The sequence below is a fragment of the Cellulomonas sp. P5_E12 genome (genome assembly GCF_054049315.1).
Genome location: NZ_JBFUMP010000006.1, coordinates 43293 through 66768, shown reverse-complemented (window position 1 = coordinate 66768; position 23476 = coordinate 43293). Strand labels below are relative to the sequence as shown.

Sequence of the window (23476 nt, the reverse complement as noted above, 5' to 3'; positions counted from 1 at the left end):
GGGAACGCGGGACGTCGTCGGCCCAGTGTGGCGACGATACAGGGCAGTCAGCGGACCGCCCGCATCGTCGGCGATGAGGTGAGCTGCCGGCCCTCCGCGGGTCAGCGGGCGGGGTCGGTCGCGTTCTCCTCGTCGTCCTGCACGGTCGGGGGTGCCAGCAGGAGGGTCGTATCACGTCCTGGGTGCCGGCGTCCGACCACCACGAACGCTACCAGCGCTCCGATGCCGACGATGATGGCCGTCCAGACGTTGAGTCGCAGCCCCAGGATGTGGTGCGCCGGATCGATCCGGAGCAGCTCGATCCAGAGCCGGCCGGTCGTGTAGATGACGACGTAGAGCCAGAACACGCGGCCGTAACCGAGCCGGAGCTTGCGGTCGAGCCAGATCAGCATCGCGGCGCCTGCGAGGTTCCAGACGATCTCGTACAGGAAGGTCGGGTGGTAGAGCGTGCCCGCGGGATCGCCGACGGGCATGTGCTCGGGGTCGATGCGCAGGCCCCACGGCAGCGTGGTGGGCCCGCCGTACAGCTCCTGGTTGAACCAGTTGCCCAGCCGGCCGATCGCCTGCGCCACGAGCAGGCCGGGCGCCAGCGCGTCCGCCCACGGCGCGAGCCGGACGCCCTGGCGGCGGGCGCCGATCCAGGCGCCGACGCCACCGAGGGCGACCGCACCCCAGATGCCGAGCCCGCCCTCCCAGATGTACAGGGCGCGGACGGGGCTCCCACCGACGCCGAAGTACGCGTCGGGCGAGGTGATGACGTGGTAGATCCGGCCGCCGACGATGCCGAACGGCACGGCCCAGAACGCGATCTCGAGGGTCGTGTCGGGCTCGCCGCCGCGCTCGATCCAGCGGCGCCGCGTCATCCAGAGCGCCACGACGATGCCGAGCAGGATCGCGAACGCGTAAGCCCGCACCGGGAAGGGCCCGAGGTGCCACACTCCCTGCGACGGGCTCGGGATCGCGAGCGGGAGCAGCGCGCTCACCGCGTGCGCCCAGGCGCCGAGCGGACGCCCTCGGCGAGATCCGTCGTCAGACGAGCCAGGGCATCCCGGCCCGCCGCGTCGTCGGGCGCATCGAGCATCGTGCGCACCAGCGCCGAGCCGACGATGACGCCGTCGGCGTAGCCCGCGACCTCCGCGGCCTGCTCGGGACGCGAGATCCCGAGGCCGACGCAGACGTGCTGGGCCCCGGCTGCCCGGGTGTGCGCGACGAGCTCCTCCGCTCGGTTGCCGACCGTCGCCCGCTCCCCCGTCACGCCCATCGTCGAGGCCGCGTAGACGAACCCGCGCGACGCGGCCGCCGTCGAGGCCAGGCGCTCGGGCGTCGAGCTGGGCGCGACGAGGAACACGCGGTCCAGGCCGTGGGCGTCGGACGCCGCGATCCAGTCCGCGGCCTCGTCGGGGATGAGGTCGGGCGTGATCAGACCGGCGCCGCCCGCGGCGGCGAGGTCGCGCGCGAACGCGTCGACGCCGTAGCGCAGGACGAGGTTCCAGTACGTCATGACGAGGATCGGCGCACCGCGCCCCGCTACCTGCTCGACCGCCCGGATGGTGTCGCCGACCCGCGTGCCGCCCGCCAGTGCCGCGTCGACCGCGCGCTGGACGGTGGGGCCGTCCATGACCGGGTCGCTGTACGGCACGCCGAGCTCGACCACGTCCGCGCCCGCGTCGATCATCGTGCGCACGGCCTCGATCGACCCGTCCACCGACGGGTACCCGACGGGCAGGTAGCCGATCAGCGCCGCGCGCCCGAGGGCGTCGAGGTGCTCGGCGACCTGCGACCGGACGGCGACGGCACTCACAGCTGCTCTCCTTGGTCGGCCAGCACGACGGGCTCGTCCTCGATCAGGTCGAACCACGCCGCGGCGGTGGCCACATCCTTGTCCCCGCGCCCCGACAGGTTGATCAGCAGCACCGGCTCGTGGCCGTCGTCGCCGGTCCAGCCGGACAGCTCGGCGCCCAGCTGGATCGCGCCCGCCAGCGCGTGCGCCGACTCGATCGCGGGGATGATCCCCTCGGTCCGGCACAGGATCCGGAAGGCCTCCATGGCCTCGACGTCCGTGACGGGCCGGTAGTCGGCGCGCCCGATGTCGTGCAGCCACGCGTGCTCGGGCCCGACGCTCGGGTAGTCCAGGCCGGCCGAGACCGAGTGGCTGGGCAGCGTCTGGCCGTCGTCGTCCTGCAGGAGGTAGGACTTGGCGCCGTGCAGCACGCCCGGCTCCCCGCCGGAGAACCGCGCCGCGTGGCGCCCGGACGAGATGCCCTCGCCGCCGGCCTCGAAGCCGAACAGCCGGACCTCGGGGTGGTCGAGGAACGCGTTGAAGATGCCCATCGCGTTGGACCCGCCGCCCACGCACGCGGCCACGGCGTCGGGCAGCCGGCCGATCTCCTCGAGGAGCTGGGCCTTGGCCTCCTCGCCGATGATCTTGTGGAAGTCGCGGACCATCTCGGGGAACGGGTGCGGTCCCGTCACGGTGCCGAGCAGGTAGTGCGTGGTCTCGACGTTGGCCACCCAGTCGCGCAGCGCCTCATTGATCGCGTCCTTGAGGGTCCGCGTCCCGATGGTCACGGGGATGACCTCGGCGCCGAGCAGCCTCATGCGCGCGACATTGAGCGCCTGCCGGCGCGTGTCCTCCTCGCCCATGTACACGGTGCACTCGAGGTCCAGCAGCGCGGCAGCGGTCGCCGTGGCGACGCCGTGCTGACCGRCACCGGTCTCCGCGATCACGCGCGTCTTGCCCATGCGCTTGACCAGGAGGGCCTGCCCGAGCACGTTGTTGATCTTGTGCGAGCCGGTGTGGTTGAGGTCCTCGCGCTTGAGGAACACCCGCACGCCGGGCGCGACGTGGGCGGCGAACCGCGGCACCTCGGTCAGCGGGCTCGGCCGGCCGGTGTACGTCTTGTGCAGCCGCGCGAGCTCGCGCCCGAACGCCGGGTCGGCGAGCGCCTTGTGGTACGCCGTGTCGAGCTCGTCGAGCGCCGCGATGAGCGCCTCCGGCACGAACCGGCCGCCGAACTCCCCGAAGTACGGCCCGGCGTGGGTGGACAGCGGTCCGCTGGCGACCGCCTCGAGCAGCTTGTCCGAGACGGGTCCGACGGTCGATCGACCGCTCACTGACGCACCGCCCGCAGGGACGGGTGGGCGCCCGCCGCCACGAGGTCGGCGACGGACTCGCGCGGGGCGTCGTCCGTGACCAGCGCCTCGCCGACGAGCACCGCGTCCGCGCCGGCGCGGGCGTAGTCCATGACGTCGTGCGGCCCGCGAACCCCGGACTCGGCGATCTTCACGATGTGCGACGGGATGGCCGGCGCGACGCGGGCGAACGTGGTCCGGTCCACCTCGAGCGAGCGCAGGTCGCGGGCGTTGACGCCGATCACGCGGGCACCGGCGTCGGCCGCGCGGGCGACCTCCTCGGTGTCGTGCACCTCGACCAGGGCGGTCATGCCCAGGGAGTGCACGCGCTCGACCAGCGACTCCAGCACGGTCTGCTCGAGCGCCGCGACGATGAGGAGCACGAGGTCGGCGCCGTGGGCCCGCGCCTCCCACACCTGGTACGGCGTGACGACGAAGTCCTTGCGCAGGACGGGGATGTCGACGCGGGCGCGGACGGCGTCCAGGTCCGCGAGCGAGCCGTGGAAGCGGCGCTCCTCGGTGAGCACCGAGATGACGGCGGCGCCGCCCTTCTCGTACTCGGCGGCCAGCGCGGCGGGGTCCTTGATGGTGGCGAGGGCGCCCTTGCTCGGGCTCGAGCGCTTGACCTCGGCGATGACCCGGACCGCGTCCTCGGCCCGCAGCCGGCCCACGCACTCGATGGCGGACTCGCGGCGGTGGGCGCGCTCCTTGACCTCGGCGAGCGGCGTGGCCTGCTCCCGGACGGCCAGGTCCAGTCGGACTCCCGCGACGATGTCGTCCAGCACGGTCATCGACAGCTCACCTTCTCCCCCGGTCGGTTTCCGGACCTCATCCTCGCCGTCGGTCGTGGCGGTGGGCCCAGAGGCACATCGTAGATCGGTCGCGGAGTGACCCGGACCACAGGCCGGTGGGTGGGACAGGGACTTTCGTCAGGGGGCCAGCCACGGCGCCAGCGCCGGGACGTTCCGCAGGATCCCGAACGCCAGGATCACCGCGAGGGTCGACCAGGCGAGCCACGCGGGTGCCGGACGCACCGCCCGCCCCTGCGCCCGGCGCACGACGAGCCGACCCCAGAGGGCGACCACCAGCGGGACCGCGAGCACCCAGAGCGGGTTCATCGACCACGCGCCCGCGACGTCGCCGTGCGCGAGGTCGTGCGTCGCCCGCAGACCGCCGCACGCCGGGCACCAGAGACCGGTCAGCGCGTAGAGCGGGCAGACGCCGTAGCTGCCGGTGGTGTGGGGGTCCCGCAGCGCCAGGACGACGGTCGCGGCCACGGTGAGGCCCCCGGCCACCAGCGGCCGGCGCACGGACGCGCGACGGCCCGCCCCGACCGACGGCACGGCGTCGGGCGTGAGCGGGCCGTCGGGCAGCTCAGTAGTTGGAGCCGTTGTAGCCATCGTTGAAGGCGTCCCGGAAGTCCGCGTTCGAGAACAGGATGCTGAACAGGATGATCCCGATGATCGACAGCGCGATGGCGACCCAGCCGAGGATGATCCCCGCGGTCGCCATGCCGCCGTTGTTCGCCTCGCCGCGCGCGACGGCCTTCTTGGCGTTGTTGCCGACGATGATCGCGGGGATGCCTGTGAGCAGCCCGCACGAGAGCACGAACGAGCAGATGCCCAGCACGAGCGACCAGACCGCGAGGCTGTTCTTCGGGTACGCCACGCCGTAGCCGGGCGGCGGGTAGCCGCCGGGCGCCGATCCGTACGGCGCAGCCGCCGGGTACGGGGTCGCGGGCGGGGCGCCGTACTGCGGAGCCGACGGGTACTGCGGGGCCGACGGGTACTGCGGGGCCGGCGGGTACTGGGGCCCAGCCCCCGGTGCCGGGGGCGCACCCGGGTACTGCGGAGCCGGGGGCTGCGGCGTGGCGTCCGGGTCCTTCGGCGGCTCGGCGCCGTACGGGTTCTGCGGCTCGTTGGGGGTCGACATCGGTCCTCCTGCGTCGCGTGCGCCGACCCGGGCTCCCGAGCGGCGGTCGAACAGCCTTCGGTCAGTGCCCGCCGGTGCGAGCCGCGCGGGCGCGTGTCTTGGCGCCGCCCTGGCCGTGGCCCGAGGCCTGCAGCACCTTGCCGGCCACCAGGCCGAGCGCAACGAGGGCCAGGCCGACCCAGAAGAGCCAGACCATGGCGAACAGGACGCCGAGCCCGGCGATCGTGAAGGCGATCACCACGCTGTAAGTGGTGACCCAGGCGGCCAGCGTCTTGCCGTGGTTCGTGGGGGCCGCCGTGGGCGGCAGGTGCATCGCCTCGGTGGTCGTGGCGTGCTGCGCGCGGTGCGCGAGGGTGTTGTCGGCCATGTGGGTGCCCTTCGTGCTCGGTTCTGCGCTCACCCTATCCGACGGGCGACCCCCAGCCCGGGACGAGCGCTGCAGGTCAGGACGGGTCGTCGCCGCGGCTGAGGGCGTCCCAGTCGGACCGCTCGTCGGGCTCCGCAGGAGCGGTCGGGGCGGCCGCGGTCTCGTGCCGGCGCGACGGCCCGGCCCACGCGCGCGACGCGAGCACCAGCCAGACGCCGGCGAGCGCGTCGAGCACCCCGACGGCCACCGCCAGCCAGGGCCAGATGCTCGTCGTCACGGGCCCCGCGAGCTTGCCCACGCCGGTCACGTCGGCGACCACCGGGGACACCGCGGCGACCGGGTCGCCCAGCACGGTCAGCGTGGTGCCGACGACGAGCACCCCGCAGGCCACGACCACCACGGCGACGACCCAGCGACCCGCCCGCCCGACGAGGGCGACCGCGGCCACGGCGGCGAGGATGGCGACCGCCGCCGCGAGGATCGCCGGCGCCACCTGCGAGCCGGACACCTGCACCGTCACGGTGCCCTCGAGCGCCGTCGTGCCCGTGGTCGTGAACCAGGTCGGCACCGCGACGAGCGCCGTCAGCCCGGCCAGGACGAGCAGCAGGGCCGCTGCGCGACCCCGACCCGCCCGGCGGCGCTGGCGGGCGTCCGTCACGCGCCCGCCCGACGGAGCCGGGACGCGATCTGGACGGCCCGGACKGCCGCGGCGGCCTTGTTGCGGGACTCCTCGTACTCCAGCGCGGGCACCGAGTCGGCGACGATCCCGCCGCCTGCCTGCACGCTCGCGCGCCCCTCGCGGATGAGAGCCGTCCGGATGGCGATGGCCATGTCCATGTCGCCGGCGAAGTCGAAGTAGCCGACCGTGCCGCCGTAGATGCCGCGACGCGCGGGCTCGATCTCGTCGATCAGCGCGATCGCGCGCGGCTTGGGCGCGCCGGACAGGGTTCCCGCGGGGAACGTCGCGACCAGGGTCTGCAGCGCGGTCGCGCCCTCCCGCAGGCGCCCGACGACCGTCGAGCAGATGTGCATGATGTGCGAGTAGCGCTTGACCGCCATGAACTCGACGACCTCGACGCTCGTGGGTTCGCAGACCTTCACCAGGTCGTTGCGGGACAGGTCGACCAGCATGATGTGCTCGGCCCGCTCCTTGGGGTCCGCCAGCACCTCGTCCTGCAGACGGCGGTCCTCGTCGGGGGTCGCACCGCGCGGCCGCGACCCGGCGATCGGGAACGTCACGACGCGGCCCGACGTGACCTTGACCAGCGTCTCCGGGCTCGAGCCGACCACCGCGAAGTCGCGCCCGTCGGCGTCCTGCAGCTGCAGGTAGTACATGTACGGGCTCGGGTTGATGGTCCGCAGCACCCGGTAGACGTCGAGAGGCTCGGCCGGGCAGTCGAGGTCCAGGCGCTGCGAGAGCACCACCTGGAAGACGTCGCCGTCGCGGATGGCCTCCTGGCCCGTGCGCACCGAGTCCTCGAACTCCTCGCGCGTGGACCGGAACGCGAGCTCGGGCTCGGGCACGTCGGTCAGCACTGCGACCGCGGACTCCGTCGGCTCGAGCAGCGCCGCCTCCATGGCGTCGAGGCGCGCGAGCGCGTCCGCGTGCGCCTCGTCGACCCGCTCGTCGGTGTCGTCGAAGTTGATCGCGTTGGCGACCAGCCAGACCGAGCCGTCGTGGTGGTCGACGACCGCGAGGTCCGTGGCCAGCAGCAGCGTGAGCTCGGGCACGCCCAGCTCGTCGGGGGCGTTCGCGGGCAGCGTCGGCTCCCAGTGCCGCACGATGTCCCACCCGAGCGCGCCGACGAGGCCGCTGGTCAGGGGCGGCAGCCCCGCGATCGCCGGGGTGCGCAGCGCGTCGAGCGTGCGGGCCAGGACGTCGAGCGCGTCGCCGTCCGTCGGCACGCCCACGGGCACGTCGCCCACCCAGACCGCCGAGCCGCCGCGCACCGTGAGCGTCGCCCGCGAGTGCACGCCCACGAACGAGTAGCGGTCCCAGCTGCCGTCGGCCTCCGCCGACTCGAGGATGAACGTGCCGGGCCGGCCCGCGGCCAGCGTCCGGTACAGGCCGACCGGCGTGATGTCGTCGGCGAGCAGCCGACGGACCACGGGGATGACCCGGCGGTCCTGCGCCAGGCCACGGAACTCGTCGAGCGACGGCCACGTGCCGCCCCAGGGGACCTCCGCCGCGGTGACGTCCGTGGGCACGGTTCCGGCGGTCATCGGGGGTCTCCTCCGGTGGGTCGGGTGCCGACGACGGCCGGCAGCGGGCCGCCGGCGTCGAAGCACGTGTGCGCGCCGGTGTGGCAGGCGGCTCCCACCTGGTCGACCTCGACCAGCAGGGCGTCGCCGTCGCAGTCGAGGCTCACGGCCTTGACGAACTGGGCGTGGCCCGACGTGTCGCCCTTGCGCCAGTACTCCTGGCGCGAGCGGCTCCAGAACACGACGCGACCGGTCGTCAGCGTGCGGTGCAGCGCCTCGTCGTCCATCCAGCCGAGCATGAGCACCTCGCGCGAGTCGTGCTGCTGCACGATCGCCGCCACCAGGCCGTGCTCGTCACGCTTGAGGCGGTCGGCGACGGCGGGGTCGAGGGTCGGTGCGGCGGGGCTGGAAGACACGGACCGATCCTGCCACGGGGCCGCGTGCGGCACGGACCCCGTCCACCCGCGGTCAGCGCGTCTGCGACACCCAGGCCGCGTGCATCGCGGCGTAGTGGCCCTCGCGCGCCACGAGGTCGTCGTGGTGCCCGACCTCGACCACGCGCCCCGCGTCGACGACGACGACCGTGTCGGCCGCCTCGGCGGTGGACAGCCGGTGCGCGATGGTCAGGGTGCTGCGGCCGCGGGTCAGCGAGTCGAGGGCGCGGGCGATCCGCACCTCCGTCGCCGGGTCGACCGCCGAGGTCGCCTCGTCGAGCAGGAGCAGGTCCGCCTCGGCCAGGTAGGCCCGCGCGAGGGCGACCAGCTGCCGCTCCCCCGCCGACAGCGACTCGCCGCGCTGGCCCACGGGCGTCTCGAGGCCGTCCGCGAGCTCGTCCACCCAGGCGTCCAGGCCGAGCGCCTCGATGGCCTCCCGGATACGGGCGTCGTCGGCCGGCGCGGACGTGGTGCCGTCCTCGTGCCGGAGCCCGTACGCCACGTTCTGCGCGAGCGTGCCGTCGAACAGGAAGCCCTCCTGCGGCACCAGCACGACGCGGCGCCGCAGCTCCGCGACCGAGATGTCCCGCAGGTCGACGCCGTCCAGCAGCACCGACCCGCTGGTGGGGTCCATGAAGCGCGCGACCAGCTTGGCGATGGTCGTCTTGCCCGAACCCGTCGCGCCGACGACGGCGACGGAGGTGCCCGCGGGGATCGCGACGTCGACGCCGGTGAGGACGGGCGGCCCGTCCGGGTACGCGAAGTCGACGTCGCGGAGCTCGACGTGGGCCGGGCCGCGCGGGCTGGGCACGCCGTCCGGGCCGGCGTCGACCACCTCGACCGGCGTCTCGAGCACGCCGAGGACGCGGCGCCATCCCGCGACGGCGTTCTGCAGCTCGTTGAGGATCTCGGTCGCCATCTGCACCGGACCGGTGAAGAGCTGGACCAGGAACAGGAAGGCGAGCAGGCGACCCGCGGTCATCTCGCCGGCGATCCCGAGGTAGGTCCCCGCCACGACCACGACCGCCAGCACGAGGTTGGCCACCAGCACGCCGCTGGAGAAGACGAGGGCGACCAGGTTCTGCGCGCGCACCATGGCGCTGCGGGTCGCTGCGACCGCCGCGTCGATCTTGCGCTGGGTCCGCTCCGCGACGCCGTACGCCCGGATGGTCTCGGCGCCGACGACGGCCTCCGAGACGGACCCGAGCATCCCGCCCACCCGCTCGCGCACCGCCGTGTACCTGGCGTTGACGCGCTTCTGCAGCGGCTGGAGGAGGACGAACAGCGGCACGAAGCCGAGCCAGACGATGAGCGTGAGCTGCCACGAGTAGAAGGCCATGAGCACCGTGGCGACCGCGATCTGCAGGACCGAGACKAGCAGCATGATGCCGCCCCACTGCACGAACAGCKAGATCGTGTCGACGTCCGACGTCACGCGCGAGACCAATGAGCCGCGGCGCTCGGTGTTCTGCGTGAGCACGGACAGGTCGTGCACGTGCCGGAACGCCTGCGTGCGCAGCGACAGCAGGCCGCTCTCGCTGGACCGGAAGAGCCGCACGTTGACGTAGGCCGAGCAGACGGCGCCCACCAGCAGCCCGAGCGCAGCCAGCCCGGCGAGCGCCGCGACGCGCGGCACGTTCGGGCCGCCCGGGGCGAGGATTCCCGTGTCGACGGTCTGCTGCACCGCGATGGGCACGAGCACGCGGCCGATCGACGCGACGACCGCGAGCAGGACCGTGACCTGCCAGCCGACCAGCAGCTGGGGTGAGACCTGGATCCCGCGGCGCAGCGTCGCGAGCACTCCCAGGGTGCTGGCGGGAGCGACCCGGTGGTTGCCGCTCATGCCGGCTCCTCCACGACCTCGAGGGCCGCCTCGTCGGCGGCCTCGGCCGCGCGGCGGGCCGTCTCCTGCTCGTACGCCGTGGCCAGCTCGCGGTAGCCGGGGTCCCGCGCGAGCAGCTCGTCGTGCGTGCCGCGGTCGACCACGCGACCGGCCTCGACGTGCACGACCTCGTCGGCCAGCAGGACCGAGGACATCCGGTACGCGACGAGCAGCACGGTCGGGCTGCCGGCGCCGCCGTCGTCGCGCAGGCCGCGCAGGATCGCCTGCTCGATGCGCGGGTCGACGGCCGACGTCGCGTCGTCGAGCACCAGCACCGCGGGGCGCCGGACGAGGGCGCGTGCGAGCGCGAGGCGCTGCCGCTGACCGCCCGAGAGGTTGGCGCCGCGCTCGCCGAGGGGCGCATCCAGGCCACCGGGCAGCGCACGGACGACGTCGTCGACGCGGGCGAGGCGCAGCGCCGCCCAGACAGCCTCGTCGTCGGGCGAGCCGGCCTCCCCCGCATCGGCGAGCGTCACGTTCGACCGGACCGTGTCCTCGAAGATGAACGTCGACTGCGCGACGAGGGCCACGTGCCGGCTGAGGTCGTCCGGCCGCACGTCTCGCAGGTCGAGGCCGTCGACGTGCACCGACCCGTGGGACGGGTCCGAGAGCCGGCTGACCAGCGACACCAGGGTCGTCTTGCCCGCGCCCGTCGGTCCGACGAGCGCGACGGTGCGGCCCGCGGCCACGTCGAGATCGACGTCGTGCAGCAGCTCGAGCTCACCGCCGCCGGGCAGGGCCACGGAGCGCCCGACGTCCCGCAGCTCGACGCGGGCTCCGGCGCCGGGCGACCACGGGGTGGTGCCCACGCTCAGCGCACCGTGCGCGTCGATGACGCGCGCGATCCGGTCGTAGCCGACGAGCGCACGCGGGACCTCGCCGAGCACCCAGCCGAACGCCCGCACCGGCACCGCGAGCAGCGTCAGCAGGTAGGCGGCGGCCACGACGTCGCCCGTCTCCACCCGCCCCGCGCTGACCTGCATCGTGCCGACCACCAGCACCAGCAGCGTGCCCAGGCTCGGCAGCAGGTCGATGACCGGGTCGAACAGCGCGCGGACGATCCCCACGCGCACGTTGGCGTCGCGCAGCTGCGCGGCCCGCGCCGCGAACCGGGCCTCCTCGCGCGCCGCCGTGCCCAGGGACGTGACCAGCACCGCGGCCTCGAAGCTCTCGTGGGCGATGTCCGCGACCTCGGCGCGCAGCTGCTGCGCGTGGATCGCCGCGGGCGACATGCGGCGCTGGAACACGAGGTTCGCGACGACGGCGAGCGGCAGGACCACCAGGGCGGCCAGCGCGAGCCACACGTCGGTCCGGAACAGCGCGACCGCCGCGACGACGAGCATGACCACGACTCCCAGCGCGAACGGGAGCGGGTTGAAGATCGAGGTCGCGGCCTCGACGTCGGCGCTCGCGTTCGACAGCAGCTGGCCGGTCGGGTGCCGACGGTGCCACGACATCGGCAGCCGCAGGTACTGGCGGGTGACCGCCGTGCGGTGGTCCTCCTGGATCAGCGCGAAGCCCTTGCCGGCGAACATGCGCCGGCCGGCGACGGTGACGGCCAGGGACACCGCGACGAGCGCGATCGCCAGCCCGGCCAGCCAGATCTTCCCCCGCGCCTCGGTCGAACCGTTCAGCGCCGGGACGACCACCTGGTCGGTCACGGCCCCGAGCACCCTGCTCACGGCGACCGTGAGGACCCCGAAGACGGCCGAGGTGCCGATGGCGAGGACGTAGGTGCCCGGGTGCGCGCGCAGGCCGCGGACGATCAGCTGGACCGCCCGGCGCGGCACCGAGCCGGTGAGGGCCACCGACGCCGGTGACTCGTCTCGCGTGGGCACGACAGGACCTTCCGTGGAGCTCAGGGGGTGCACTCATCCTCTCACGGCACAGTGAGCGCTTACCCGTCACGCATCGTCGCCGCCCGCGTGCGATCCTGCGCTCATGACCTGGCACGAGATCGAGCGCGCGCAGCTGGCGCAGGCACTCCTGGACGTCTCGCCCGAGGCGCCGACCCTCTGCGAGGGCTGGCAGGCCCGGCACCTGGCCGCGCACATCGTGCTGCGCGAGCGCTCGCCGATGGTCGGCGCGGGGATCGCCGTGCCCGCCCTCTCGGAGCGCGCCGAGGCGGCGATCGCCAGGCTCGCGGACACCGCGGCGACCGAGGGCGCCTACCGCGACCTCGTGGCCCGCGTGGCCGCCGACCGCCCGGCGTTCTGGCACCCCGGCAGCTGGGCCGGCGAGTCGACGAACGTCATCGAGTTCTTCGTGCACACCGAGGACGTCCGCCGCGGCGCGGGCCCGGTCCCGCCCCGCGAGCTGGACCCCGAGCTCGTCGAGGTCCTGTGGGCGCAGCTGCAGCGCTCGGGCGGCATGCGGCTGCGCAAGGTGCCCGTCGGCGTCGTGCTGGTCCGCACCGACGGCGTCCGCCACCGGCTGCGCGCGCCCAAGGTGGACAGCGGCACGGTGGTGGTCCGGGGCGACGTCGGCGAGCTCGTCCTGTACCTCCTCGGCCGCGGCGCCGCCGCCGACGTCCGGGTCGAGGGCGACCCCGCCGACCTCGCCGAGATCGAGCGGGTCCTGCCCTCGCGCTAGCCGGCCGCCTGGTCCGGGTGGCCGGTGGCGAGGATGTCGACGACGAAGACCACGGTCTGGCCCGCGAGCTCCTCGCTGTCCGTGACCCCCAGCGCGTACGTGGGCGGCACGACGAGCATGACCTGGCTGCCGACCGGCTGGTCGACGAGCCCCTCGGCCCACGCCTGCACGTCCTGCAGCGAGAACGAGACCGGCAGGCCGTGCGTCCAGGTCGAGTCGAACGGCTCGCCCGTGGTCCACGCGAACCCGGTGTACTGCACGGTCACGACGTCGCTCGCGCCCACCTGCTCCCCGGTCCCGCGGATCAGCGGTGCTGCGACGAGCGTCGATGGCGGGTCCGTGCCCGTCGCGGTGATCGACGGGGCGCCCGACGCGTCCAGCGTGACCGCCGGAAGGTCCGAGCGCGGGGGCACGGGTTCGCCGTCGGCGCGGGTCGGCAGCACGTCGACCACCGTCACGGTGGGGTAGCTCGTGGCCCCCGACCCGCTGCCCGGGCTGACCTGGAGCAGGCGTGCGCCCACCTTCTGGCCGCGGAGCGTGTCGTAGAGGTCCGTGCCGAGGTCCTCCTCCGTCAGCAGCATCGCCGTCGGGTTGGTGGAGTAGCTCTCCTTCACCAGCGAGGCGTCGGTGGCGTCCTCGAGCCAGAAGTCGATGAGCACGGGACCGCCCTCGACGAGGTCCGCGCCCGTGCCCTCCCAGATCTGCTCGGTCCGGGTCTTGTCCACCTGCAGCGGGGTCACGTAGGTGATCGTCGGCGCCGCACCGGGTTCACCGGACACCGTCACCACGGCGGGCTCCGACTCCGGGGTGCTGCACCCGGCGAGGGTCAGCAGCGCGATCGCCAGACCGGCCACCAGGGCTCGGCCCTGCAGTCGTCGCACGTCGTTCCTTCCGGCTCTGGGGTCCCGGCGGCCGCCAGGTCGATGGTCCGGGCGGACTCCAGGACCGCCACACTGTACGGCCCGAGTCTGTCCGGCCCGTGCAGAGTCGCAGCCCTGCCCGCCTTCGGGCTACATCGACTCGATGAGCCGGTCCACCCGCTCGTCGACGCTGCGGAACGGGTCCTTGCACAGGACCGTGCGCTGGGCCTGGTCGTTGAGCTTGAGATGCACCCAGTCGACCGTGTAGTCGCGTCGGGCGTCCTGCGCCGCGCGCACGAAGTCGCCGCGCAGCTTGGCCCTCGTGGTCTGCGGCGGGACGGCCGTGGCTTCGAAGATCTCCAGGTCGGTGGTCACCCGCTCCACCATCCCCTTGGCGGCGAGCAGGTTGTAGAGCCCCTCGGTGCGGGAGATGTCGTGGTACGCCAGGTCGAGGCGCTGCACCCGGACGTCGGACAGGTCGAGGTCGTGCTTGGCGCGGTACCGCTCGATGAGCTTGTACTTGATGACCCAGTCCAGCTCGCGGTCCACCAGCGAGAGGTCGCCGGTGCGGAGTGCGCGCAGCCCGCGCTCCCAGAGGTCCAGCACCTGCTTGTTCTCGGGGCTCGGCCCGCCCTCCGACGCCAGGAAGTCCGTGACCCGCGTGAGGTACTCCTCCTGCAGGTCGATCGCCGTGACCGTCCGACCGTTCGCCATGGTGACCGGGTGCATGCCCGTGATGTCGTGGCTGATCTCGCGGATCGCCCGGATCGGGTTCTCCAGCGCCATCTCCCGCATGGGGATGCCGGCCTCGATCATGCGCAGCAGCAGGTCCGTCGTGCCGACCTTGAGCATCGTGGTCGTCTCGGACATCGACGAGTCGCCCACGATCACGTGCAACCGCCGGTAATGCTCCGCGTCGGCGTGCGGCTCGTCGCGCGTGTTGATGATGGGCCGGGAGCGGGTGGTCGCGCTCGAGACCGCCTCCCAGATGTGGTCGGCGCGCTGCGACAGGCAGTACACGGCCCCGCGCGGGGTGGTGAGGACCTTGCCGGCGCCGGTGAGGATCTGGCGCGTGATGAGGAACGGCACGAGCACGTCGGAGAGCCGCGAGAAGTCGCCCTGCCGGCGCACCAGGTAGTTCTCGTGGCAGCCGTAGGAGTTGCCGGCCGAGTCGGTGTTGTTCTTGAACAGGTGGATCTTGCCCGGCAGGCCCTCGTGCTCGAGCCGCTGCTGGGCGTCCGCCACCAGCCCTTCGAGGATGCGTTCGCCGGCCCGGTCGTGCGTGACCAGCTGGCGCACGTCGTCGCACTCCGCGGTCGCGTACTCGGGGTGCGAGCCGACGTCGAGGTACAGCCGTGAGCCGTTGCGCAGGAACACGTTGGACGAGCGGCCCCAGGCGACCACCTTGCGGAACAGGTACCGCGCGACCTCGTCGGCCGACAGCCCGCGACCGTCCTGCGCGGCGCAGGTCACGCCGTACTCCGTCTCCAGGCCGAAGATCCGTCTGTCCATCGCCGTGCTCCTTCCGTCGCTCGTGCGTGCGGACTCGCTCAGTCCGCGTCGAGCAGGTCCTCCAGCAACGCCCCGGCGAGCCGGCGGAACGTCCGCCGCGGGCGGGTCCGGTCGAGCACCGCGACCTCGAGCTGCGTCGCCGGGATCGCCCGCGTCTCGCCGCCGTCCTCCGTCGGTGCACCGAGCGTCCGCACGGCCAGCGCGAGCACCTCGGGCAGCGTCAGGCCGGGCCGCCAGTCGGTCGCCAGCAGCCCGCCGAGGCGCTCCGCCTGCCCGCCCATGACGACGTAGCCGTGCTCGTCGGTCACCGAGCCGTCGTACGCCAGCCGGTAGATCTGGTCGCCCGCGGCGGCGCGGCCCACCTCGGCGACGACGATCTCGACCTCGAGGGGCTTGGACTCGGTGGTGAACGAGGTGCCCAGCGTCTGGGCGTAGGCGTTGGCCAGCCCGCGCGCCGTGACGTCCTCGCGGTCGTAGGAGTAGCCGCGCAGGTCGGCGTAGCGCACGCCGGCCACCCGCAGGTTCTCGAACTCGTTGTACTTGCCGACCGCCGCGAAGCCGATCCGGTCGTAGATCTCAGAGATCTTGTGCAGCGCGCGCGACGCGTTCTCCGTGGCGAAGGCGATGCCGTCGTCGTACTGCAGGACGACGACCGAGCGGCCGCGGGCGATGCCCTTGCGCGCGTAGTCCGCCCGGTCCTTCATCAGCTGCTCGGGCGAGACGTAGAACGGCATGCTCATCGCGCACCCCCGCGTCCCTCATGGGTGCGTCGGCGTTCCTGCTCGACCTGCTCTGCGACGGCCGCGAGATCGGTGTCGGCCACGCGCAGGTACCCGGACTCGGTGACCGTCGCGACGACCGGCCAGATGCCCCGGGTGTGGTCCGGACCCCCGGTCGCCGAGTCGTCGTCGGCCGCGTCGACGAGCGCCTCGACGGCCACCCGCACCGCGCCCGCGGCGTCGAGCCCCGGCCGCCAGAGCTTCTTGAGCGAGCCGCGCGCGAACACCGATCCCGAGCCGACCGCGTGGTGGTCGTGCTCCTCGTACCGGCCGCCCGTGACGTCATAGGAGAAGATCCGGCCGATGCGCCGGTCGAGGTCGAAGCCGCCGAACAGCGGCACCACGGCCAGCCCCTGCATCGCAAGCCCGAGGTTGCCGCGGATCATGGTCGCCAGCCGGTTGGCCTTGCCGTCGAGCGACAGCAGGCTGCCCTCGATCTTCTCGTAGTGCTCGAGCTCGAGCTGGAACAGCCTGACCAGCTCGACCGCGAGGCCCGCGGTGCCGGCGATGCCGACCGCGGAGTACTCGTCGGCCGGGAAGACCTTCTCGATCTCGCGGCTCGCGATCATCGAGCCCATGGTCGCCCGGCGGTCGCCGGCCATGACGATCCCGCCCTCGAACGAGAGGGCCAGGATCGTGGTGCCGTGCGGCGCCAGGACGTCGCCGCCGGGCCGGTTACCCGGCAGGAGCTGCGGGGCGTGGCTGGACAGGAAATCCACGAACGACGACGAGCCCGGTGTCGTGAACGCGTGCGGCAGCCGCCCGGAGGCGGACAGGTCGTGAGAACTCATCGGCGCTCACTGACCGCCCTTCTGCACGAATCCGCGCACGAACTGCTCGGCGTTGGACTCGAGGACGTCGTCGATCTCGTCGAGGAGCGCGTCGACCTCGGCGTCCCGGGCCTGAGCGCTCGGTGCCGCCGGGGCCGGGGTGTCGGGGCCGTCATCCGGCTCGGCGTCCTCGCGGCGCGGGCGAACGTGTTCCTGACCAGCCATGGTGACCTCCCCGGAGTGCCGACGACGTGCTGACGCCCACCCTAGGCCCATCCTCCGACGCTCCCGGTCCCCGCGCCACGGTGCGGACGGAACGTCGCCCACCGAACCCCGGCAGCCGTGGGCCGAGCGTCACGCGCCCAGCGCCTCCAGCAGCGACGCGGCATCGGGGCTGCGGTCCAGCAGGCCCCCGACGTGCGCGTACGTGCCGCGCAGCGGGTCGCGCATCGGCACCCTCTGGAGCGTCGCGGCACCCGGCACGTCGAACACGACCGAGTCCCAGCTCGCCGCGGAGATCTCGCCGCCGTAGCGCGCGACGGCCTCGCCGCGGAAGTAGGCCCGGGTGTCCCGCGGCGGGTGCAGGACGGCCTCGGCCACCTGCTCGGCGCTCACCAGCAGCTCGACCGCGTCCGCCTGGACCAGCCGGTGGTACAGGCCCCGCTCGGGCCGCACGTCGGACCACTGCAGGTCCATCGCGGCGAGCCGCGGGTGGTCCCACGCCAGTCGGTCCCGGCGCCGCATGCCCTCGAGCAGCCGCAGCTTGGCCAGCCACTCGACCTCGCGCGCGCAGGACGCCGGGTCCGTCGCCAGGCGGTCGAGGACCGACGTCCAGCGGTCGAGGACGTCCGTCGTCTGTGCGTCCGGCTCGTCACCCACGTGGGCCAGCGCCCCCCGCACCGCGTCGAGGTACTCGCGCTGGACCTCCAGCGCCGTCAGCCGGCGCCCGTCGGCGAGCTCGAGCCTGGTGGTCAGCGTCAGGTCGTGGCTCACCAGGTGGACCGCGTGCACCGGGTCGCGCAGGACGAGGCGGTCGATCGGGGCGAGCGCGCCGCCGGCACCGCCGTCGGCCACCGCCCGCTCGATCAGCCAGAGCACCAGGGACGTGGTGCCGAGCCGCAGGTAGGTGGCCACCTCGAGCATCGTCGCGTCGCCGATGATCACGTGCAGCCGCCGCCAGCGGTCCGGGTCCGCGTGCGGCTCGTCGCGCGTGTTGATGATCGGCCGGCGCAGCGTCGTCTCCAGACCGACCTCCGCCTCCATGTAGTCCGCGCGCTGGGACAGCTGGAACCCGGGCTCCTCGCCGCGCTGCCCGAGCCCCACCCGACCCGCGCCGGTGAACACCTGGCGCGTCACGAAGAACGGGATCAGCCGCGCCGCGAGGTCGTTGAAGGGGACCGCCCGGTCGACCAGGTAGTTCTCGTGCATGCCGTAGGTCGCGCCCTTGCCGTCCACGTTGTTCTTGTACAGCGCGACGTCCGGCAGGGCCGCGGTGGACGCCAGGGCGCGGACCGACGCGAGCATCACGCGCTCCCCCGCACGGTCCCAGCGCACGGCGTCGAGCGGGTTGGTGACCTCGGGCGACGAGTACTCCGGGTGCGCGTGGTCGACGTACAGGCGGGCGCCGTTGGTGAGGATGACGTTCGCTGCGCCCGGGTCCTCGTACTCCTCGGTGGCGGCCCTCGGCAGGGCCTGCGGCCCGTCGCCGGACGGCGCCGGCACGGCGGGGTCGTCCGTGAGCAGCGAGGGATGGGCCGACGCGCGCTGAAGGTGGAAGCCGCGGGCGTCGTGCAGCGGGTCCTCGTCGTCGTAGTCCCAACGCGCCTTGGTGCGCGCGCCCTCGCGGGCCGCGGCGTGCACGGCGACGACGTGGCTCGACAGCAGCATCGGGTTGGCCAGTGGGCGTCCGGGCTGGAGGATCCCGTACTCGGTCTCGATCCCCATCACGCGGCGCACGGTCACAGGACCACCCTAGGGTCCCGCTAGCAGTGATCGACGCGTCCGTCTGTGCTGGTAGAGGCTCAGAGGTACTGACCGGTGCTCGTGACGTTCTCGATGGTGCGCGAGCCCTCCGCGCCCTTCTTGCCCTGCACGATGGTGCGGATGAAGACGATGCGCTCGCCCTTCTTGCCGGAGATGCGCGCCCAGTCGTCCGGGTTGGTCGTGTTCGGCAGGTCCTCGTTCTCGCGGAACTCGTCGACGCACGCGGTGAGCAGGTGGTCGACGCGGATGCCGCGCTGACCGCTGCTCAGGAAATCCTTGATCGCCGACTTCTTCGCGCGGTCGACGACGTTCTGGATCATCGCGCCCGAGTTGAAGTCCTTGAAGAAGAGGACCTCCTTGTCGCCGCTGGCGTAGGTGACCTCGAGGAACCGGTTCTCGTCGCTCTCGGTGTACATGCGCTCGACGACGCGGGTGATCATCGCCTCGACCGCGGCCGAGGCGGACCCGCCGTGCTCCGCGATGTCGTCCGGGTGGATCGGCAGCGTCGGCACCAGGTACTTGCCGAAGATCTCGCGCGCGCCCTCGGCGTCGGGCCGCTCGATCTTGATCTTCACGTCCAGCCGGCCGGGCCGCAGGATCGCGGGGTCGATCATGTCCTCGCGGTTGGAGGCGCCGATGACGATGACGTTCTCGAGCCGTTCGACGCCGTCGATCTCGCTCAGCAGCTGCGGCACGATCGTCGTCTCGACGTCGCTGGAGACGCCGGTACCGCGGGTCCGGAACAGCGACTCCATCTCGTCGAAGAACACGACGACCGGGTGCCCCTGCGACGCCTTCTCGCGCGCCCGGGCGAAGATCAGCCGGATGTGCCGCTCGGTCTCGCCGACGTACTTGTTGAGCAGCTCCGGGCCCTTGACGTTGAGGAAGAAGCTCTTGGTGTCCGCGGTGCTCTCGCCGCGCGCGGCCGCCGCGGTCGCCGCCAGCGAGTGGGCCACCGCCTTGGCGATCAGCGTCTTGCCGCACCCGGGCGGACCGTAGAGCAGCACTCCCTTCGGCGGCTTGAGCCCGTGCTCGAGGAACAGCTCGGGGTGCAGGAACGGCAGCTCGACCGCGTCGCGGATGGCCTCGATCTGCGGCCCGAGGCCGCCGATGTCCTCGTAGTCGATGTCCGGCACCTCTTCGAGCACCAGCTCCTCGACCTCGGCGCGCGGGATCACCTCGAACACGAAGCCGCTGCGCGAGTCGATGGTCAGGGCGTCGCCGATGCGCACGTGCGCGTCCCTGACCTGCCCGGCGAAGCGCACGACGCGCTCCTCGTCGCCGCGACCGACCACGAGCGCGCGGTCCGCGCCGAGCAGCTCCTTCACGGTGACCAGCTCGCCGACCTCTTCGTACCCGCCGGCCTCGACGACCGTGAGGGCCTCGTTGAGCATGACCTCCTGGCCGGGGCGCAGGCTGGACACGTCGAGCGAGGGGCTGGACCCGACGTGCATCTTGCGGCCCGACGACACGATGTCCACCGTGCCGTCGGCGCGCGACCCGAGGAACGTGGCGTACGTGCCGGGCGGCTTGGCCAGGTCGTCCACCTGGCGCTTGAGGTCGATGATCTGCTCGCGGGCCGCGACGAGCGCGTCACTGAGGCGCTCGTTCTTCGCGGCCAGCACGGCCAGCTCTCGGTGCAGGTCCCGCCCAGGGGCGGCCGGATCGGTCATCTCGTCGGCCTCCGTTCCGCGTCGTGCGTGGTCGTCACTCCGTTCCCACCGTGCACCGCGCTGTGCCTGCTGGTCCGACGACCCTAACCACCAGTGTCAACCGTCGACGTACGACGCGCGCGGACCGGCTCAGATGCTGACCACGGGTTCGCCCGGGAGCTCAGGCTTCCGTGGGCGGGTTCGTCGCAGGGGCCTGGCCGACGTCGCGGCGCGCGCGGCGCAGCTTCTTGTCCGAGACCAGCCGCTCCCCCATCGCTTCGGGCGACCAGAGCTCGGCGTCGTCCACGGCAGGGGCACCGTCGGGAGCCACCGGGTAGGCGCCCTTCGCGGGCCGGCGGCGGCGCTGCGGGGCGTCGACCCCGTCCGCGAGCCGGCGCGTGGTGAGCAGGAAGCCGGTGTGCCCGATCATCCGGTGCTGCGGACGCACCGCCAGCCCCTCGAGGTGCCAGCCGCGCACCATCGACTCCCACGCCTCGGGCTCCGTGTACCGACCGTCGGTCCGGATGTCCTCGGCCAGCCGCGACAGCTGCGTCGTCGTCGCGACGTAGGAGATGAAGACGCCGCCGGGCGCGAGGGCGTCGGCGACCGCGTCGAGGTTCTCCCACGGCGCCAGCATGTCCAGCACGACGCGGTCGACGGTGCCGGGCTCGGCCACGGTCGGCAGGACGTCGGACAGGTCACCGACCGACAGCTCCCACGCCGGGTGCGGGCCGCCGAAGAAGCCCTCGACGTTGCCGCGCGCGATCGCCGCGAAGTCCTCGCGCCGCTCGATCGAGTGCAGGGACCCGCCGTCTCCGACCGCGCGCAGGAGCGACATGGTGAGCGCGCCGGAGCCGACCCCGGCCTCGATCACCCGGGCACCCGGGTAGATGTCCGCCATCGCGACGATCTGGCCCGAGTCCTTGGGGTACACGACGGCCGCGCCGCGCGGCATCGACAGCACGTAGTCGGCGAGCAGCGGACGCACGGCGAGGTACTCGATGCCGGCCGTGTTGCGCACGACGGAGCCCTCCGGCGCGCCGAGCAGCAGGTCGTGGCTCAGGTAGCCGCGGTGCGTGTGGAACGAGGCTCCCTCGGCCAGCGTGATCGTGTGCAGCCGGCCGCGCGGGTCGGTGAGCTGCACGCGGTCGCCCGCGCGGAAGAGGCCGCGACGCTGCGCGGCCCCGGTGGACGTCTGGTCGGGGTTCACGGTCCCCGAGTCTAGGAGCGGATGGCGGCGACGACGTCCATCGCGCGGACCAGGCCGACCACCCGACCGTCCACCACCGCCGCCACGACCGGCGAGTGCTCGGTCCCCCGACCGACGGCCGCGACGAGCTCCTGCCCGACGAGGGTGCCGTCCACGACGGCACCGACCGGCAGCGGGACCGCCACGGCGGTGACGGGCGTCGTGCCGGCGACGTCGGCGGGGACCGAGGCCGCGGCCACGCGGTCGACGTAGGCGGCCGGTCGGCCGTCCGGCGAGAGGATGACGACCTCGTCTGCACCGGCCGCCGCCGCCAGGGCACCCGCGTGCGCGATCGACTCGGTGTGACCGACGGCGACCGCGCGCCGCCCGACGGTGGCCAGCGTCAGCTGGCCGACCGCCTTCTGCGAGCGCCCACCGCGCACGGCCGCGGACGCCCCCGACCAGAGGAACGCGCCGATGAGGGCGGCCCACACCACGTCGAAGATGTCCGGCTGGCGACCTTGCATGAGCGGCAGCAGCAGCGCCCACGCGAAGACGGCGACCGCCACGAGGCGCCCCACCCATCCGGCCGCGACGGTGCCCGTGTGCCGGTTCTTGGTCGCGGCCCACACGGCCGCCTCGAGCAGGTAGCCCCCGTCGAGCGGCAGGCCGGGGATGAGGTTGAAGAACCCGACGAACGCGTTGGTCAGGCAGCCGGACCACAGGAGCAGCCCGACCAGGCTCACCGAGTCCACCGGCCGGGCCAGCGCGAAGAACCCCGCCGCGAGCAGGAGGTTCGCGATCGGGCCCACCACGGCGATCAGCGCGCTGCTGGCCGGTGTGGGCGTCGCGCCGCCGAACGCGGTGTGCCCGCCCCAGAGCGTCAGCACGAACTCGCGGGGCTGCTGCCCCCGGGCGCGCGCCATCAGCCCGTGCGCGAGCTCGTGCACCAGGACGGAGGCGAGCAGCAGGACGACGAAACCGAGGGCGACGACGTAGACCAGCGCGCCGAGGTTCTCGGAGCGGGCCCGCACGCTCGGCGCGAAGATCAGCGTCAGCACGACCGCAGCGATCAGCCAGCTCGGGGCCAGGATGATGGGCGCACCGACCGCCCGGCCGATCACCCAGCCGGAGGATCGCCGGGCCGGGGGTCGGGAGTCGCTCACCGACCCAGCGTAGGTCTCCGTCCGTGGGTCGATGACCGGTCGTGTGGGCGGCGGCGCCTACGCTCGACCACGTGACCGTGCAGCACCTCGACCAGGACACCCCCGACGCCCCCGCCAACCCCGGGGCGAGCGCCGACGACGCCGTGGAGGAGCTGGTCGAGGTCGCCGTCGAGCAGGCCGCGACGGAGCGGCCGCCGTCCCGTCCTGGGCTGTCCCCGTCGCGGGCCAACGACTTCCTGCAGTGCCCGCAGCTGTTTCGGTTCCGCGTCATCGACCGCCTGCCGGAGCCGCCCAGCTCGGCGGCCGCCCGCGGCACGCTCGTGCACGCCGTGCTGGAGCACTTGTTCGACCTCCCCGCCGCCGAGCGCACGCTCGCCGCGGCCCACGGCCTGCTGCCCGACCAGTGGGCCACGCTCCTCGAGCGCAACCCGGACGTCGCGGAGCTCTTCGCGCAGCCCGCGGACCTCGCCGAGTGGCTGACCAGCGCCGAGGCGCTGCTCGCCACGTACTTCACGCTCGAGGACCCCACCCGCATCGAGCCCCGGGAGCGCGAGCTCATGGTGTCGACGGAGCTCGAGGAGGGCGGCCCCCAGCTGCGCGGCATCGTCGACCGCGTCGACGTCGCCCCCAACGGCTGGGTCAGGGTGGTCGACTACAAGACCGGCCGGTCCCCGCGCGCCGGCTTCGAGAGCTCGGCCCTGTTCCAGATGCGCTTCTACGCCTACGTCATCTGGCGCACGCGCGGTGTGCTGCCCAAGCGCCTGCAGCTCGAGTACCTCGGCGACGGCGTCGTGCTCACCCACGAGCCCACCGAGCCGGAGATGGCCACCATCGAGGCCCGGGTGCGGTCCATCTGGGCGGGCATCGAGGACGCTGCCCGGTCGGGCGACTGGCGTCCGCGGACGTCCAAGCTGTGCGACTGGTGCTCGTTCAAGGCGCTCTGCCCGGCGTTCGGCGGCACGCCGCCGGAGATCCCCGCAGGTGCGGTCGAACGGTCGATCGGCGTCGTCCCCGCCGCCTGAGC

General features: G+C 73.3%; 23 protein-coding genes. 2 read left to right on the top strand and 21 right to left on the bottom strand.

Annotated features, from left to right (window positions below; genetic code table 11):
- Window positions 1–101 precede the first annotated feature (101 nt).
- The 12 genes from lgt to ACXJKA_RS06640 all read right to left on the bottom strand — a co-directional run bounded on the left by lgt (window position 102) and on the right by ACXJKA_RS06640 (window position 11787).
- Window positions 102–983 (bottom strand): prolipoprotein diacylglyceryl transferase, encoded by an 882-nt coding sequence (lgt, locus tag ACXJKA_RS06695; RefSeq protein WP_456824406.1) that lies wholly within the window; start codon window positions 981–983, stop codon window positions 102–104.
- Entirely contained in the window at window positions 980–1801 is an 822-nt protein-coding gene (gene trpA / locus ACXJKA_RS06690; RefSeq protein ID WP_456824405.1) for a tryptophan synthase subunit alpha, read from the bottom strand. The genes lgt and trpA overlap by 4 nt, the downstream gene beginning before the upstream one ends.
- Window positions 1798–3075, bottom strand: coding sequence for a tryptophan synthase subunit beta (gene trpB, locus ACXJKA_RS06685; protein ID WP_456824618.1), 1278 nt, complete (start codon window positions 3073–3075; stop codon window positions 1798–1800). Before trpB ends, trpA begins: the two co-directional genes overlap by 4 nt.
- Window positions 3076–3110: 35 nt before the next feature.
- A complete protein-coding gene (gene trpC / locus ACXJKA_RS06680; protein ID WP_456824404.1) occupies window positions 3111–3923 on the bottom strand; it encodes an indole-3-glycerol phosphate synthase TrpC in 813 nt (270 codons plus the stop codon).
- A 138-nt stretch (window positions 3924–4061) separates the two neighbouring features.
- The gene (locus ACXJKA_RS06675; RefSeq protein ID WP_456824403.1) at window positions 4062–4532 is read right to left on the bottom strand and encodes a DUF2752 domain-containing protein; all 471 of its coding nucleotides are present in this window, start codon (window positions 4530–4532) and stop codon (window positions 4062–4064) included.
- Window positions 4507–5064 carry a DUF4190 domain-containing protein gene (locus tag ACXJKA_RS06670; protein ID WP_456824402.1) on the bottom strand — a complete coding sequence of 186 codons (558 nt, stop codon included), beginning with the start codon at window positions 5062–5064 and terminating at the stop codon, window positions 4507–4509. The genes ACXJKA_RS06675 and ACXJKA_RS06670 overlap by 26 nt, the downstream gene beginning before the upstream one ends.
- A gap of 61 nt (window positions 5065–5125) precedes the next feature.
- Entirely contained in the window at window positions 5126–5431 is a 306-nt protein-coding gene (locus ACXJKA_RS06665) for an HGxxPAAW family protein (RefSeq protein ID WP_456824401.1), read from the bottom strand.
- A gap of 76 nt (window positions 5432–5507) precedes the next feature.
- A complete protein-coding gene (locus ACXJKA_RS06660; RefSeq protein WP_456824400.1) occupies window positions 5508–6089 on the bottom strand; it encodes a Trp biosynthesis-associated membrane protein in 582 nt (193 codons plus the stop codon).
- On the bottom strand, window positions 6086–7654 hold the full coding sequence (locus ACXJKA_RS06655) for an anthranilate synthase component I (RefSeq protein ID WP_456824399.1): 1569 nt from the start codon (window positions 7652–7654) through the stop codon (window positions 6086–6088). Before ACXJKA_RS06655 ends, ACXJKA_RS06660 begins: the two co-directional genes overlap by 4 nt.
- Window positions 7651–8049, bottom strand: a complete 399-nt coding sequence (gene hisI / locus ACXJKA_RS06650) for a phosphoribosyl-AMP cyclohydrolase (protein WP_456824398.1) — start codon at window positions 8047–8049, stop codon at window positions 7651–7653. Before hisI ends, ACXJKA_RS06655 begins: the two co-directional genes overlap by 4 nt.
- A 52-nt stretch (window positions 8050–8101) precedes the next feature.
- On the bottom strand, window positions 8102–9910 hold the full coding sequence (locus ACXJKA_RS06645) for an ABC transporter ATP-binding protein (protein ID WP_456824397.1): 1809 nt from the start codon (window positions 9908–9910) through the stop codon (window positions 8102–8104).
- Window positions 9907–11787 (bottom strand): ABC transporter ATP-binding protein, encoded by a 1881-nt coding sequence (locus tag ACXJKA_RS06640; RefSeq protein ID WP_456824396.1) that lies wholly within the window; start codon window positions 11785–11787, stop codon window positions 9907–9909. Before ACXJKA_RS06640 ends, ACXJKA_RS06645 begins: the two co-directional genes overlap by 4 nt.
- Window positions 11788–11890: 103 nt before the next feature.
- Between ACXJKA_RS06640 and ACXJKA_RS06635 the strand changes: the two genes are divergently transcribed.
- Window positions 11891–12541 carry a TIGR03085 family metal-binding protein gene (locus ACXJKA_RS06635; protein ID WP_456824395.1) on the top strand — a complete coding sequence of 217 codons (651 nt, stop codon included), beginning with the start codon at window positions 11891–11893 and terminating at the stop codon, window positions 12539–12541.
- Here ACXJKA_RS06635 and ACXJKA_RS06630 read toward each other — a convergent pair.
- From ACXJKA_RS06630 to ACXJKA_RS06590, 9 genes are all read right to left on the bottom strand, one after another.
- On the bottom strand, window positions 12538–13422 hold the full coding sequence (locus ACXJKA_RS06630) for an FKBP-type peptidyl-prolyl cis-trans isomerase (protein WP_456824394.1): 885 nt from the start codon (window positions 13420–13422) through the stop codon (window positions 12538–12540). The genes ACXJKA_RS06635 and ACXJKA_RS06630 overlap by 4 nt on opposite strands.
- Before the next feature lie 129 nt (window positions 13423–13551).
- A complete protein-coding gene (gene pafA, locus ACXJKA_RS06625) occupies window positions 13552–14913 on the bottom strand; it encodes a Pup--protein ligase (RefSeq protein ID WP_456824393.1) in 1362 nt (453 codons plus the stop codon).
- A gap of 38 nt (window positions 14914–14951) precedes the next feature.
- On the bottom strand, window positions 14952–15653 hold the full coding sequence (gene prcA / locus ACXJKA_RS06620; protein WP_456824392.1) for a proteasome subunit alpha: 702 nt from the start codon (window positions 15651–15653) through the stop codon (window positions 14952–14954).
- The gene (gene prcB / locus ACXJKA_RS06615; RefSeq protein WP_456824391.1) at window positions 15650–16483 is read right to left on the bottom strand and encodes a proteasome subunit beta; all 834 of its coding nucleotides are present in this window, start codon (window positions 16481–16483) and stop codon (window positions 15650–15652) included. The genes prcA and prcB overlap by 4 nt, the downstream gene beginning before the upstream one ends.
- A gap of 6 nt (window positions 16484–16489) precedes the next feature.
- Window positions 16490–16687, bottom strand: coding sequence for a ubiquitin-like protein Pup (locus ACXJKA_RS06610; protein WP_456824390.1), 198 nt, complete (start codon window positions 16685–16687; stop codon window positions 16490–16492).
- 129 nt (window positions 16688–16816) lie between these two features.
- The gene (dop, locus tag ACXJKA_RS06605; protein ID WP_456824389.1) at window positions 16817–18424 is read right to left on the bottom strand and encodes a depupylase/deamidase Dop; all 1608 of its coding nucleotides are present in this window, start codon (window positions 18422–18424) and stop codon (window positions 16817–16819) included.
- A 59-nt stretch (window positions 18425–18483) separates the two neighbouring features.
- Window positions 18484–20118, bottom strand: coding sequence for a proteasome ATPase (gene arc, locus ACXJKA_RS06600; protein ID WP_456824388.1), 1635 nt, complete (start codon window positions 20116–20118; stop codon window positions 18484–18486).
- A gap of 160 nt (window positions 20119–20278) precedes the next feature.
- Entirely contained in the window at window positions 20279–21307 is a 1029-nt protein-coding gene (locus tag ACXJKA_RS06595) for a tRNA (adenine-N1)-methyltransferase (protein ID WP_456824387.1), read from the bottom strand.
- A gap of 11 nt (window positions 21308–21318) precedes the next feature.
- On the bottom strand, window positions 21319–22452 hold the full coding sequence (locus ACXJKA_RS06590; protein ID WP_456824386.1) for a site-2 protease family protein: 1134 nt from the start codon (window positions 22450–22452) through the stop codon (window positions 21319–21321).
- A gap of 152 nt (window positions 22453–22604) precedes the next feature.
- On the opposite strand from ACXJKA_RS06590, the gene ACXJKA_RS06585 reads away from it, so the two are divergent.
- Window positions 22605–23474, top strand: a complete 870-nt coding sequence (locus tag ACXJKA_RS06585) for a RecB family exonuclease (RefSeq protein WP_456824617.1) — start codon at window positions 22605–22607, stop codon at window positions 23472–23474.
- The last annotated feature ends 2 nt before the right edge of the window (window positions 23475–23476 follow it).

Excerpts from the sequence above, each read along its gene's own strand:
- trpC (WP_456824404.1), bottom strand. The coding sequence starts at position 3,923 with ATGACCGTGCTGGACGACATCGTCGCGGGAGTCCGACTGGACCTGGCC.
- ACXJKA_RS06675 (WP_456824403.1), bottom strand. The coding sequence starts at position 4,532 with ATGGCTACAACGGCTCCAACTACTGAGCTGCCCGACGGCCCGCTCACG.
- ACXJKA_RS06670 (WP_456824402.1), bottom strand. The coding sequence starts at position 5,064 with ATGTCGACCCCCAACGAGCCGCAGAACCCGTACGGCGCCGAGCCGCCG.
- ACXJKA_RS06665 (WP_456824401.1), bottom strand. The coding sequence starts at position 5,431 with ATGGCCGACAACACCCTCGCGCACCGCGCGCAGCACGCCACGACCACC.
- ACXJKA_RS06635 (WP_456824395.1), top strand. The coding sequence starts at position 11,891 with ATGACCTGGCACGAGATCGAGCGCGCGCAGCTGGCGCAGGCACTCCTG.
- pafA (WP_456824393.1), bottom strand. The coding sequence starts at position 14,913 with ATGGACAGACGGATCTTCGGCCTGGAGACGGAGTACGGCGTGACCTGC.
- prcA (WP_456824392.1), bottom strand. The coding sequence starts at position 15,653 with ATGAGCATGCCGTTCTACGTCTCGCCCGAGCAGCTGATGAAGGACCGG.
- prcB (WP_456824391.1), bottom strand. The coding sequence starts at position 16,483 with ATGAGTTCTCACGACCTGTCCGCCTCCGGGCGGCTGCCGCACGCGTTC.
- ACXJKA_RS06610 (WP_456824390.1), bottom strand. The coding sequence starts at position 16,687 with ATGGCTGGTCAGGAACACGTTCGCCCGCGCCGCGAGGACGCCGAGCCG.
- arc (WP_456824388.1), bottom strand. The coding sequence starts at position 20,118 with ATGACCGATCCGGCCGCCCCTGGGCGGGACCTGCACCGAGAGCTGGCC.